This window comes from Streptomyces violaceoruber, assembly GCF_033406955.1.
GTDB classification, from domain to species: Bacteria; Actinomycetota; Actinomycetes; order Streptomycetales; family Streptomycetaceae; genus Streptomyces; species Streptomyces violaceoruber.
In genome coordinates this window covers 2534062-2546764 of sequence record NZ_CP137734.1, presented here as the reverse complement: position 1 = coordinate 2546764, position 12703 = coordinate 2534062, and the positions used below count along the sequence as shown (strand labels likewise).

General features: G+C 70.5%; 11 protein-coding genes. 9 read left to right on the top strand and 2 right to left on the bottom strand.

The window, feature by feature from the left end:
* Positions 1–13 precede the first annotated feature (13 nt).
* The 3 genes from ilvN (at position 14) to serA (ending at position 3483) form a co-directional block, all read left to right on the top strand.
* Positions 14–538, top strand: coding sequence for an acetolactate synthase small subunit (gene ilvN / locus R2E43_RS10980; RefSeq protein ID WP_003973483.1), 525 nt, complete (start codon positions 14–16; stop codon positions 536–538).
* 138 nt (positions 539–676) lie between these two features.
* On the top strand, positions 677–1675 hold the full coding sequence (gene ilvC / locus R2E43_RS10975; RefSeq protein ID WP_003973482.1) for a ketol-acid reductoisomerase: 999 nt from the start codon (positions 677–679) through the stop codon (positions 1673–1675).
* Between the two features lie 218 nt (positions 1676–1893).
* Entirely contained in the window at positions 1894–3483 is a 1590-nt protein-coding gene (gene serA / locus R2E43_RS10970; protein WP_003973481.1) for a phosphoglycerate dehydrogenase, read from the top strand.
* A gap of 65 nt (positions 3484–3548) precedes the next feature.
* On the opposite strand, the gene R2E43_RS10965 is transcribed toward serA, so the two are convergent.
* On the bottom strand, positions 3549–5096 hold the full coding sequence (locus tag R2E43_RS10965) for an MFS transporter (RefSeq protein ID WP_003973480.1): 1548 nt from the start codon (positions 5094–5096) through the stop codon (positions 3549–3551).
* Positions 5097–5179: 83 nt separating this feature from the next.
* On the opposite strand from R2E43_RS10965, the gene R2E43_RS10960 reads away from it, so the two are divergent.
* Entirely contained in the window at positions 5180–5770 is a 591-nt protein-coding gene (locus tag R2E43_RS10960; RefSeq protein WP_003973479.1) for a TetR/AcrR family transcriptional regulator, read from the top strand.
* On the opposite strand, the gene R2E43_RS10955 is transcribed toward R2E43_RS10960, so the two are convergent.
* Entirely contained in the window at positions 5751–6998 is a 1248-nt protein-coding gene (locus R2E43_RS10955) for a PucR family transcriptional regulator (protein WP_003973478.1), read from the bottom strand. The two genes, R2E43_RS10960 and R2E43_RS10955, sit on opposite strands and share 20 nt — an antisense overlap.
* A gap of 165 nt (positions 6999–7163) precedes the next feature.
* Between R2E43_RS10955 and R2E43_RS10950 the strand changes: the two genes are divergently transcribed.
* From R2E43_RS10950 to R2E43_RS10930, 5 genes are all read left to right on the top strand, one after another.
* Positions 7164–8090 carry a proline dehydrogenase family protein gene (locus tag R2E43_RS10950; RefSeq protein ID WP_003973477.1) on the top strand — a complete coding sequence of 309 codons (927 nt, stop codon included), beginning with the start codon at positions 7164–7166 and terminating at the stop codon, positions 8088–8090.
* Positions 8091–8136: 46 nt separating this feature from the next.
* Positions 8137–9777 carry an L-glutamate gamma-semialdehyde dehydrogenase gene (gene pruA / locus R2E43_RS10945; RefSeq protein WP_003973476.1) on the top strand — a complete coding sequence of 547 codons (1641 nt, stop codon included), beginning with the start codon at positions 8137–8139 and terminating at the stop codon, positions 9775–9777.
* A gap of 308 nt (positions 9778–10085) precedes the next feature.
* On the top strand, positions 10086–10217 hold the full coding sequence (locus tag R2E43_RS10940) for a hypothetical protein (RefSeq protein ID WP_011030289.1): 132 nt from the start codon (positions 10086–10088) through the stop codon (positions 10215–10217).
* Between the two features lie 75 nt (positions 10218–10292).
* Positions 10293–11336: a 3-isopropylmalate dehydrogenase gene (locus R2E43_RS10935; RefSeq protein WP_011030290.1), complete on the top strand. Its 1044-nt coding sequence runs from the start codon at positions 10293–10295 to the stop codon at positions 11334–11336.
* A gap of 264 nt (positions 11337–11600) precedes the next feature.
* A complete protein-coding gene (locus R2E43_RS10930) occupies positions 11601–12689 on the top strand; it encodes a branched-chain amino acid aminotransferase (RefSeq protein ID WP_011030291.1) in 1089 nt (362 codons plus the stop codon).
* Positions 12690–12703 lie beyond the last annotated feature (14 nt).

The following is a 12703-nucleotide window of genomic DNA, read 5'->3' as shown; positions in this document are numbered from 1 at the left end:
GACCGAAGAGACCATGTCCAAGCACACGCTCTCCGTCCTGGTGGAGAACACCCCCGGCGTCCTGGCGCGGATCACCGCCCTCTTCTCCCGCCGCGGCTTCAACATCGACTCGCTCGCCGTCGGCGTCACCGAGCACCCCGACATCTCCCGCATCACCATCGTGGTGAGCGTCGAGGACTTCCCGCTGGAGCAGGTCACCAAGCAGCTCAACAAGCTGGTGAACGTGCTCAAGATCGTCGAGCTGGAGCCCACCCAGGCCGTCCAGCGCGAACTCGTTCTGGTGAAGGTGCGCTCCGACAACGAGACGCGCTCCCAGATCGTCGAGATCGTCCAGCTGTTCCGCGCCAAGACGGTCGACGTCTCCCCGGAGGCCGTCACCATCGAGGCCACCGGCAGCAGCGACAAGCTGACCGCCATGCTCCGGATGCTGGAACCGTACGGCATCAAGGAGCTCGTCCAGTCCGGCACGATCGCCATCGGCCGCGGCGCCCGTTCGATCACGGACCGCTCGCTGCGCGCACTCGACCGGTCCGCGTAACGGCGGAAACGGTCCGCACAACGACGGAAACGGGCGGCCGGGACACCGCCGGCCGCCCGCATTCCGAGACCCCGAAACTTCGCCTCCCCCCACCGGCATACGGTGGGACGCAACACCTGCACACAAGGAGAGAACCCAGTGGCCGAGCTGTTCTACGACGCCGACGCCGACCTGTCCATCATCCAGGGCCGCAAGGTCGCGGTCATCGGGTACGGCAGCCAGGGCCACGCCCACGCCCTGTCGCTGCGCGACTCCGGTGTCGACGTGCGCGTCGGTCTGCACGAGGGCTCCAAGTCCAAGGCCAAGGCCGAGGAGCAGGGCCTGCGCGTCGTGCCGGTGGCCGAGGCCGCCGCCGAGGCCGACGTCATCATGATCCTGGTCCCGGACCCGATCCAGGCCGAGGTCTACGAGAAGGACATCAAGGACAACCTGAAGGACGGCGACGCGCTGTTCTTCGGTCACGGTCTGAACATCCGCTACGGCTTCATCAAGCCCCCGGCCGGCGTGGACGTCTGCATGGTCGCCCCCAAGGGCCCGGGCCACCTGGTGCGCCGTCAGTACGAGGAGGGCCGCGGCGTTCCCTGCATCGCCGCCGTCGAGCAGGACGCCACGGGCAACGCCTTCGCGCTGGCCCTGTCGTACGCCAAGGGCATCGGCGGCACCCGCGCCGGCGTCATCAAGACGACCTTCACCGAGGAGACCGAGACCGACCTCTTCGGTGAGCAGGCCGTCCTGTGCGGTGGCACGGCCGCGCTGGTCAAGGCGGGCTTCGAGACGCTGACCGAGGCCGGTTACCAGCCGGAGATCGCCTACTTCGAGTGCCTGCACGAGCTGAAGCTGATCGTGGACCTCATGTACGAGGGCGGCCTGGAGAAGATGCGCTGGTCGATCTCCGAGACCGCCGAGTGGGGCGACTACGTCACCGGCCCGCGGATCATCACCGACGCCACCAAGGCCGAGATGAAGAAGGTCCTCGCCGAGATCCAGGACGGCACGTTCGCCAAGAACTGGATGGACGAGTACCACGGCGGTCTGAAGAAGTACAACGAGTACAAGAAGCAGGACTCCGAGCACCTCCTGGAGACCACCGGCAAGGAGCTGCGCAAGCTCATGAGCTGGGTCGACGAAGAGGCGTAGGTCTTTGCCCCGCGGGGGCGCCCGGCGCGCCGGGCGCCCCCGCGGGATCCACTTCCGGGTGATGCTTCCGCAGAGGCGCAGGACACTGCCCGCCACGCCACTAGACTGCTGAACACATACGCGTCAGGCCCACAGCGTCGTGCGTCTTCCACGCGGCTAGCAACCCTCCGCATGCGGCCGTCGGGACGGCCGTCCGCATTGGACTTGTGAGGACTCACGTGAGCTCGAAACCCGTCGTACTCATCGCTGAAGAGCTGTCGCCCGCGACCGTGGACGCACTCGGCCCCGACTTCGAGATCCGCCACTGCAACGGCGCGGACCGGGCCGAACTGCTCCCCGCCATCGCCGACGTGGACGCGATCCTGGTCCGCTCCGCGACCAAGGTCGACGCCGAGGCCGTGGCCGCCGCCAAGAAGCTCAAGGTCGTCGCGCGCGCCGGGGTCGGCCTGGACAACGTCGACGTCTCCGCCGCCACCAAGGCCGGCGTGATGGTGGTCAACGCCCCGACCTCCAACATCGTCACCGCCGCCGAGCTGGCCTGCGGCCTGATCGTCGCCACCGCCCGCAACATCCCGCAGGCCAACGCCGCGCTGAAGAACGGCGAGTGGAAGCGCAGCAAGTACACCGGCGTGGAGCTGGCCGAGAAGACCCTCGGCGTCGTCGGCCTCGGCCGCATCGGCGCGCTCGTCGCGCAGCGCATGTCGGCCTTCGGCATGAAGGTCGTCGCCTACGACCCCTACGTGCAGCCCGCGCGGGCCGCGCAGATGGGCGTCAAGGTGCTGTCCCTGGACGAGCTGCTGGAGGTCTCCGACTTCATCACGGTCCACCTGCCCAAGACCCCCGAGACCCTCGGCCTGATCGGCGACGAGGCGCTGCGCAAGGTCAAGCCGAGCGTCCGCATCGTCAACGCCGCGCGCGGCGGCATCGTCGACGAGGAGGCGCTGTACTCGGCGCTCAAGGAGGGCCGCGTCGCCGGCGCCGGCCTCGACGTGTACGCCAAGGAGCCCTGCACCGACTCGCCGCTGTTCGAGTTCGACCAGGTGGTCGCCACCCCGCACCTCGGCGCCTCCACCGACGAGGCCCAGGAGAAGGCCGGCATCGCCGTCGCCAAGTCGGTCCGCCTGGCCCTCGCCGGTGAGCTGGTCCCCGACGCGGTCAACGTCCAGGGCGGTGTCATCGCCGAGGACGTCAAGCCCGGTCTGCCGCTCGCCGAGCGCCTCGGCCGCATCTTCACCGCGCTCGCGGGTGAGGTCGCCGTCCGCCTCGACGTCGAGGTCTACGGCGAGATCACCCAGCACGACGTGAAGGTGCTGGAGCTGTCCGCCCTCAAGGGCGTCTTCGAGGACGTCGTCGACGAGACGGTGTCGTACGTCAACGCCCCGCTGTTCGCCCAGGAGCGCGGCGTCGAGGTCCGGCTGACCACCAGCTCGGAGTCCCCGGAGCACCGCAACGTCGTCATCGTGCGCGGCACCCTCTCGGACGGCGAGGAGGTGTCGGTCTCCGGCACGCTGGCCGGCCCGAAGCACCTCCAGAAGATCGTCGCCATCGGCGAGTACGACGTGGACCTCGCCCTCGCCGACCACATGGTCGTCCTGCGCTACGAGGACCGTCCCGGCGTCGTCGGCACCGTCGGCCGGATCATCGGCGAGGCGGGTCTCAACATCGCCGGCATGCAGGTCGCCCGCGCGACGGTCGGCGGCGAGGCGCTGGCCGTCCTCACCGTCGACGACACGGTGCCCTCCGGGGTTCTGGCGGAGGTCGCGGCGGAGATCGGCGCCACGTCCGCCCGGTCCGTCAACCTCGTCTGAGGCGGCCGTACCCGGGGGCCGCCGCCCCCGGGACCCCCGCTCACGGCCCTGAGCGGGCCTCGTCCTCAGACGCCGGACGGGCTGAGCGAGTCAGCCTGTCCGGCGTTTTCCGTGGCCGCGTTCTCGCGCACCCGGATGCCGCGCAGTGCGCGCGCCGCCGGGAGCGCCGCCGCCAACAGCAGCACCGCGCCCGCGATCGAGGCGCCCCGCATGCCGTCGGTGAAGGCCTCCCGCGCCGCCGTCGCCAGGGCCTCTCCCGCGGACCCCGGCAGCCGTGCGGCGACCGACAGCGCGCCGCCCAGGGTTTCCCGAGCCGCGTCCGGTGCCGAGGCCGGCATCTCGTGGTGGTAGACGGCCGTGCCGACGGAGCCCAGGACCGCCATGCTCAACGCGCCGCCGAACTCGGTGCCGGTCTCCATCAGGGAGGACGCCGCGCCCGCCTTCTCCACCGGGGCGGAGCTGAGCGCCAGGTCGGTGAGCTGGGACATCACCGCGACAATGCCGCCCGCCATGACGCCGCAGGCCGCCAGCACCAGCCACAGGGAGTCGGTGCCGGCGCAGGCCAGGAGGGCGTAACCGCACGCCGCGACCACGAAACCGCCCGCCACCACGTACGCCCGCTCCACACCCAGCTGGACCAGCCGCATGGCGAGCGGCGCGGCGAAGCCGATGAAGACCGACGGCAGCAGGGCCCACAGCGCGGCCTCCAGCGCGCTCTTGTCCAGCACGGACTGGAGGTACTGGGTGGTGAAGTAGGAGGACCCCATCATCCCGAAGGCCGACACCAGGTTGAGGACGACGGCCGGGGTGAAACCGTGCCCGCGGAAGAGGGCGGGCGAGATCATCGGCGAGGCCGCGGTGCGCTGGCGGTGCACGAACAGCGCCGCGAAGAGCAGACCGACGGTGATGGAGACGACGTAGCGGACGTTCCAGCCCTCGGAGGGCAGCTCCTTGAGGCCGTAGACCACGGGCAGGACCGCCGCCATCGACAGCGGGACGCTCAGCAGGTCGAAGCGCCCGGGTGAGGGGTTCTTGGACTCCGGGAGCAGCATCGGACCGAGGATCAGCAGCAGCGCCATCGCGGGCAGGTTCACCAGGAAGACCGAGCCCCACCAGAAGTGCTCCACGAGGACGCCGCTCATCACCGAGCCGAGCGCGATCCCGGCCGTCATCACCCCGGACCACAGCCCGATCGCCTTCGCCCGCTGGGCGGGGTCGGTGAACATCGTGCGGACCAGCGCCATCGTCGACGGCATCAGGGTGGCGCCGCCGATGCCGAGGACCGCGCGGGCCGCGATCAGGGTCTCGGCGGTGTGCGCGTAGGCGGCGAGCAGGGAAGCCGCGCCGAAGGCCGCCGCGCCGACGAGGAGGAGCCTGCGACGGCCGATGCGGTCGCCCAGGGACCCCATCGTCATCAGGAGCCCGGCCAGTACGAAGCCGTAGATGTCGAAGATCCACAGTTGCTGGGTGCCGCTCGGCTCCAGATCGGCGCTGATCTCCGGGATCGCGAAGAACAGAACGGAGACGTCCATCGAGACCAGCAGCAACGGGAGCATCAGCACGGCGAGCGCGGTCCACTCGCGGCGCCCTGCGCGGGGCGGGTTCGTTGTCATGGCAGCGACTGTACGCACGTATTATACGCGTGTCTAGAACATTGTCTAAGACGCTCGTATGGCGGTGCGGGTAGGGTGGGCGCATGGGACACCGTGAGGATCTGCTCGAGGGCGCCAAGCGCTGCCTGCTGGAGAAGGGGTTCGCGCGCACGACCGCGCGGGACATCGTCAAGGAGTCGCGGACCAACCTGGCGTCCATCGGCTACCACTACGGGTCGAAGGACGTCCTGCTCGCCCAGGCGTACATCGAGCTGATCGAGGGGATGGGGGGCGCCTTCGAGGGGGAGGGCCCCGCTCTGGACGACACCGAACCGGGCTCGGTCGAGCGGTTCCAGCAGGTGTGGTCCAACATCATCGGCACCATGCGGGAGCCCGGCTCCATCTGGCGCCTCAGCATGGAAGTGCTGGTCATGGGCGACCGGATGCCCGAGCTGCGCGACCACCTCGGCCGCGCCCAGCGCGAGGCCGGGCGCGGCATCATCCCCCTGCTCATGGGCGGCAGGGAGGAGGACGTCACGGACGAGACGACGGACACCCTGGGCACGTTCTACGTCACCCTGATGACCGGTCTCATCGCCCAGTGGACCTTCGACCCGAAGAGCGCACCCGACGCCGACGCGCTGACCGAGGGCCTGCGCCGGGTGATCGGGGCCGCTACAGGCGACGCGCCTTGAGCGCCATGTGCAGCAGCAGCCGGTCCTCGCCGTCGTCCAGGTCCAGGCCCGTCAGCTGTTCGACGCGGGACAGCCGGTAGTACAGCGTCTGGCGGTGGACGCCCAGCTCGGCGGCGGTGCGGCCGGCCTGGCCCGCGCAGTCCAGGTACACCTCCGCCGTGCGGGCGAGTTCGCGGTGGGCGGGGGAGAGCAGGGCGCGTACGGCGGGATCGTCGGCGGAGCGCGGGGGCAGCGAGGTCAGCAGGCGGAACGCCCCGATCGACGTCCACTGCGCGACCGGCCCGAACCGCTCCTCCGCCCGCGCCGCCCGGGCCGCCGCCGACGCCTCCGACCAGGCCGCCCCCAGGTCGGCGAGACCCGTGCGCGGCGCGGAGACACCGGCCGCGACACCGCCCGCCGCGCCCGAAGGCCCGCCCACGCCCAGGGCTCCCGCCCGCTCCAGCAGCCGCCCCGCCGCCGACGTCGCCGGGGTCTGCACCTCCGCCGAGCGCAGCCGGACCAGCAGCGCCAGCGACACGGCCGAGACCCCCCACGGCACCGTGCACAGTGCCGTGGCGCCCGGCACCGTACGGACCGAGGGCGCGTCGTCGGGATCGGCCGAGGGCCAGGGCGCCACGCACACCACCGCGTGCGGGGTCTCGGCCCGGGCGCCCAGCGCGCTGCGCAGCTCCGCCACCGCCATGTCCCGCTGCCAGTCCCGCTCCGCCGTCAGTACCGCCCGCAGCTCCCGGCTCAGGTCCGCGCCGTGCTGCGCCTCGTCGGCGAGCAGTGCGCCGATCCGCCCCGTGACCTCCATGGCCGCCGCCAGCTGCCGCTCGGTCGGCCCCGGGTCGGTGTCCAGGAGCCAGACATAGCCGAGGACCACACCCCGATGGCGTACCGGCAGGCAGGTGCGCCCCCGGTACACCCCCGCCTCCGGGGTCGGCGGGATGCGGACCGGTCCGGTCGCGCGGGTGATGCCGAAGCTCTCGAACCACGCCCGGACGGCGGCGGTGGAGCGCCGGGTCAGGATCGAGCGGGTGCGCACCGGGTCCAGGGCGGACGGGTCGAGGTCGCCCTCGCTGTCGTAGGCGCCGAAGGCGATCAGCTCGAAGTCGCGGTTCTCCAGGGTCGCGGGTGCGCCCAGCAGCTCGGACAGCTCGTCGACCAGCTCCTGGTAGTCACCACGCGTACCACCGGTGCCTGCGGAACCTCTGGAATCGGACGTCACCCGGGCATTCTGCCGCATATACGCGCGCCCTTCATACATCTGTCTGAGATCCGCGGCACGGATGCGTGACAGCTGTCGATGGCCGACGATCGGGTGGATCCTTAGATTTCACGGTGGTTCTCCGTGCCGTTCCCCCTCCGTCGGGCAGCGGCCCCTGTGTTGGTTGGTAAGTGGAGGTGCCCCGTGCTGGGTCCCGTGATTCTCGCCGCGTCGCGCAGCGACCGGATGCGTCGTCTCGTCTCGGCCGCGCCCGTGACCAAGCCGGTCGTCGACCGGTTCATCCCCGGCGAGACGGTCGACCAGATCGTGCCGATCGTCCGGGACCTGACCGATCAGGGCCTGGAGCTGACGATGGACGTCGTCGGCGAGGACATCACCACCCCCGCGCAGGCCGAGGCCGCCCGCGACGCCTACCTGGAGCTGATCGACCGGCTCAAGCCGCTGGAGCTCGGCACCCGCGCCGAGATGTCCGTGAAGCTCTCCATGTTCGGCCAGGCGCTGGACGGCGGCCACGAGCTGGCCCTCGCCAACGTCCGCCCGGTCGTCGAGGCCGCCGCCGAGATCGGCACCACCGTCACGCTCGACGCCGAGGACCACACCACCCTCGACTCGATGTTCGCCATCCACGAGGAGCTGCGGAAGGACTTCCCGCAGACCGGCTGCGTCATCCAGGCCTACCTCTTCCGCACCGAGGCCGACGCGCGCCGGCTCGCCGACAGCGGCTCTCGCGTACGGTTGGTGAAGGGCGCCTACAAGGAGCCCGCCGAGGTCGCGTACCAGCAGCGCCACGAGATCGACAAGGCGTACGTCCGCATCCTGCGCACGCTGATGGAGGGCGAGGGCTACCCGATGATCGGGTCGCACGACCCGCGCCTGATCTCCATCGGCCAGGAGCTGGCCCGCACGGCCGGACGCAAGCTCGACGAGTACGAGTTCCAGATGCTGTACGGCATCCGCGGCGACGAACACCTGCGGCTGGCCGCCGAGGGCCACCGCATGCGCGTCTACACCGCGTACGGCACCGACTGGTACGGCTACTTCATGCGCCGTCTGGCGGAGAAGCCGGCCAACCTCCGGTTCTTCGCCCGCTCGATGGTCAGCAAGGGCTGAGCCCACCCGCTCGCAAGACCGCTCAGTTAAAGGAGTTACGGAACCCATGGACGCTGTGACCCAGGTCCCCACCCCCGTCAACGAACCGGTGCACGGCTACGCGCCCGGTTCGCCCGAGCGCGCCCGTCTGGAGGCCAAGCTCAAGGAGCTGGCCGACAACCCGATCGACCTGCCTTGCACCATCGGTGGCGAGAAGCGGATGGGCGGCGGCGAGCGCTTCGACGTCGTGCAGCCGCACAACCACAAGTCCCGCCTGGGCACGTACGCCAACGCCACGCAAGCGGACGCCCAGGACGCGATCGACGCCGCCCTGGCCGCCGCCCCCGCGTGGCGCGCGATGTCCTTCGACGACCGCGCGGCGATCATCCTGCGCGCCGCCGAGCTGCTGTCCGGCCCGTGGCGCGAGACCATCGCCGCCTCCACCATGCTCGGCCAGTCCAAGACCGCCCAGCAGGCCGAGATCGACAGCCCCTGCGAGCTGATCGACTTCTGGCGCTTCAACGTGCACTACGCGCGGAACATCCTCGCCGAGCAGCCCCCGGCCAACTCCCAGGGCGTGTGGAACCGTATGGACCACCGCCCGCTGGAGGGCTTCGTCTACGCGATCACGCCGTTCAACTTCAGCGCGATCGCGGCCAACCTGCCCACCGCCCCGGCCCTGATGGGCAACGTCGTGGTGTGGAAGCCGTCCCCGACGCAGACCCACGCCGCCGTGCTGCTCATGCAGCTGCTGGAGGAGGCCGGACTGCCCAAGGGCGTCATCAACCTGGTCACCGGCGACGGCATCGCGGTCTCCGAGGTCGCCCTGGAGCACCGGGACCTCGCGGGCATCCACTTCACCGGTTCGACCAAGACCTTCCAGCACCTGTGGAAGACGGTCGGCAACAACATCGAGAAGTACCGCACCTACCCGCGCCTGGTCGGCGAGACCGGCGGCAAGGACTTCCTGGTCGCCCACCCGAGCGCCGACCGCGCCGTCCTCAAGACGGCCCTGACCCGCGGTGCCTTCGAGTACCAGGGCCAGAAGTGCAGCGCCACCTCCCGCGCGTACATCCCGGCGTCGATCTGGAACGACGGGTTCAAGGAGGAGTTCGCCGCCGAGGTCGACTACCTCACCATGGGTGACGTCACCGACCTGTCGAACTTCATCGGCGCGGTCATCGACGAGCGGTCCTTCGCCAAGAACAAGGCCGCCATCGACCGGGCCAAGGAGGACGAGACCTGCACGATCGTCGCGGGCGGCTCCTACGACGACTCGGTCGGCTACTTCGTCCGCCCGACCGTCGTCGAGTGCACCGACCCGGAGAACGAGGTCTTCCGCACCGAGTACTTCGGCCCCTTCCTCGCCGTGCACGTGTACGACGACAGCGCCGACGACGCGTACGACGCGATGCTGACCCAGATGGAGTCGGTCTCGGACTACGCGCTCACCGGCTCGGTGATCTCCAACGACCGCGCGGCGGCCGCGTACACGATGGAGAAGCTGCGCTACGCGGCGGGCAACTTCTACATCAACGACAAGTCGACCGGTGCCGTGGTCGGCCAGCAGCCCTTCGGCGGCGGCCGCGCCTCCGGCACCAACGACAAGGCCGGCGCCCCGCAGAACCTGATGCGCTGGACGCTGACCCGCGCCATCAAGGAGACGCTGGTCGCACCGACCGACTACACGTACCCGCACATGGGCTGACGCCCGCGCGCGAATCGCCCGGCGGGGCCAGGTCGACCGACCTGGCCCCGCCGGGCTTTTCCGCAGGTCGGAGCGGTGTGCGCCGGGGCGCCGTCTCAGATAGTAGGAAGTCCGAGTAATTGTGGAGACAGACGCTCCGCGCTCCCTTAACTTTGTAGGAGCCGAACGTCCCGCTCGATCGAGCGAATGGCGGTCGTGAGCCCGTGCCCGTGCAGGCAACCCCTGCGGTACCGTGCTCCCCGCCCCTTCCGGCGTCTCTCACCACCCTCGCTTTCCGCGCTCCCTTTGTGCCGAAGGAGTCGATTCCCATGGCCGAGACGACCGTCCGCCGCCGAGTCCGCCACCTCTCCCGTACGAGCGACTCCGACCGCAAGAACGCCGCGGCCGCCCTCCAGCGCTCCCTCGACCGCCGGGACAACGGCGGCGCCACCGGTCACTGAGCCGCGCGGACGACCGAGGCGTCCGCATGGCGGACACCTCGTGTCATCCCGTGGGACGAGCGATAGGGTGCCGTCATGTCTCGCAGCCTCAATCTCGCAGTGATCCCCGGTGACGGCATCGGCCAGGAGGTCGTGGCCGAGGGTCTCAAGGTCCTCTCCGCCGTCCTTCCGCAGGATGTGAAGCTGGAGACCAAGGAGTTCGACTTCGGCGCCCGGCGCTACCACGCCACCGGTGAGACCCTCACCGACGCCGACCTCGACGCCCTCAAGGCGCACGACGCCATCCTGCTCGGCGCCATCGGCGACCCCTCGGTGCCGTCCGGCGTGCTGGAGCGCGGCTTCCTGCTCAAGCTCCGCTTCGCCTTCGACCACCACGTCAACCTGCGGCCGAGCAAGCTCCTGCCCGGCGTCGCCACCCCGCTCGCCGGCCAGCCCGAGATCGACTTCGTCGTCGTCCGCGAGGGCACCGAGGGCCCGTACACCGGCAACGGCGGCACCATCCGCAAGGGCACCGAGCACGAGGTCGCCACCGAGGTCTCCGTCAACACGGCCTACGGCGTCGAGCGCGTCGTCCGCGACGCCTTCGCCCGCGCCCAGGCCCGCCCGCGCAAGAAGCTCACGCTGGTCCACAAGAACAACGTGCTGACCTTCGCGGGCCACCTGTGGACCAACATCTTCAACAAGGTCGCGGCGGAGTACCCCGAGGTCACCACCGACTACCTCCACGTCGACGCCGCGACCATCTTCCTGGTCACCGACCCGGCCCGGTTCGACGTGATCGTCACCGACAACCTCTTCGGCGACATCATCACCGACCTCGCCGCGGCCGTCTCCGGCGGCATCGGCGTCGCCGCCAGTGGGAACATCAACCCGTCCGGCGACTTCCCCTCGATGTTCGAGCCGGTGCACGGCTCCGCGCCGGACATCGCCGGCCAGGGCAAGGCCGACCCCACCGCCACGGTCCTGTCCGTCGCCCTGCTGCTGCGCCACCTCGGGTACGAGGACGAGGCCGCCCGGATCGAGGACGCCGTCTCCGCCGACCTCGGCGAGCGCGGCGACCTGCCCGCCCGCAGCACCTCCGAGATCGGCGACACTCTCGCCGCACGAGTAGCGGGCTGACGCCCGCCGCGCCACTCGATCGAAACCCTTTCGAAGCCGCCGGGCCGCAAAACAAGGCACCCGGCGGCTTTCTCCTGCGTCCGCCAGGTGCGACCATCGAATCCTGGGCCGCATTCACCCCGTTTCATCCGCCGTCGGCCGCGCGCGATAATCGAACGCGAAGCGGCGACCCCAGGGAATGCTCGGACGTCCTAGCACCGGCCACCGGCCGTACGGGCGTGACCGCGGTCCGTCACAACTCATACCGGTGAAGGACAGCCATCCATGACGACGCCCACGATCGAGCTCAAGCCCTCTGCCCACCCGCTCTCGGACTCCGAGCGCGCGGCGATTCTGGCCAACCCCGGGTTCGGCCGCCACTTCACCGACCACATGGTGACGATCAAGTGGACCGAGGGCCGCGGCTGGCACGACGGCCAGCTGGTGCCGTACGCCCCGCTCTCCCTCGACCCGGCCACCATGGTCCTGCACTACGCGCAGGAGATCTTCGAGGGCCTGAAGGCCTACCGGCGGCCCGACGGCTCCGTCGCCACCTTCCGCCCGGAGAAGAACGGCGCCCGCTTCCAGGCGTCCTCGCGCCGCCTGGGCATGCCCGAGCTTCCCGTGGACACCTTCATCGAGGCCTGCGACGCGCTGGTCGCGCAGGACGAGAAGTGGGTGCCGGCGCACGGCGGCGAGGAGTCCCTGTACCTGCGCCCCTTCATGATCGCGACCGAGGTCGGCCTGGGCGTCAGGCCGGCCAACGAGTACCTCTTCATCGTCATCGCCTCCCCGGCCGGCGCCTACTTCCCGGGCGGGGTCAAGCCGGTCTCCATCTGGGTCTCCGAGGACCGCGTCCGCGCCGTCCCCGGCGGCATGGGCGACGCCAAGACCGGCGGCAACTACGCGGCCTCCCTGCTCGCCCAGGCCGAGGCCGCCGCCAAGGGCTGCGACCAGGTCTGCTACCTCGACGCCATCGAGCGCAAGTGGGTCGAGGAACTGGGCGGCATGAACCTGTACTTCGTGTACGGCAACAAGATCGTCACGCCCTCCCTCACCGGCTCCATCCTGGAGGGCGTCACCCGCGACTCCCTGCTCACCGTCGCCCGCGACCTCGGTTACGAGGCCGAGGAGGGCCGCGTCTCGGTCGACCAGTGGCAGCGCGACTCGGAGAACGGCACCCTCACCGAGGTCTTCGCCTGCGGCACCGCGGCCGTGATCACCCCCGTCGGCACGGTCAAGCGGGCCGGCGCGCAGTGGCAGCAGAGCGGGGGCGAGACGGGTGAGGTGACGCAGCGGCTGCGGGACGCGCTGCTCGACATTCAGCGCGGGACGGTCGCCGACCCGCACGGGTGGATGCACACGCTGGCCTGACGCGACCCCGGCGT

What these genes read in the sequence shown, in the direction of transcription:
- R2E43_RS10930 (WP_011030291.1), top strand. Translation starts at nt 11,601, where the DNA reads ATGACGACGCCCACGATCGAGCTCAAGCCCTCTGCCCACCCGCTCTCG.
- R2E43_RS10960 (WP_003973479.1), top strand. Translation starts at nt 5,180, where the DNA reads ATGGGACACCGTGAGGATCTGCTCGAGGGCGCCAAGCGCTGCCTGCTG.
- pruA (WP_003973476.1), top strand. Translation starts at nt 8,137, where the DNA reads ATGGACGCTGTGACCCAGGTCCCCACCCCCGTCAACGAACCGGTGCAC.
- R2E43_RS10965 (WP_003973480.1), bottom strand. Translation starts at nt 5,096, where the DNA reads ATGACAACGAACCCGCCCCGCGCAGGGCGCCGCGAGTGGACCGCGCTC.
- R2E43_RS10940 (WP_011030289.1), top strand. Translation starts at nt 10,086, where the DNA reads ATGGCCGAGACGACCGTCCGCCGCCGAGTCCGCCACCTCTCCCGTACG.
- R2E43_RS10955 (WP_003973478.1), bottom strand. Translation starts at nt 6,998, where the DNA reads ATGCGGCAGAATGCCCGGGTGACGTCCGATTCCAGAGGTTCCGCAGGC.
- ilvN (WP_003973483.1), top strand. Translation starts at nt 14, where the DNA reads ATGTCCAAGCACACGCTCTCCGTCCTGGTGGAGAACACCCCCGGCGTC.
- R2E43_RS10935 (WP_011030290.1), top strand. Translation starts at nt 10,293, where the DNA reads ATGTCTCGCAGCCTCAATCTCGCAGTGATCCCCGGTGACGGCATCGGC.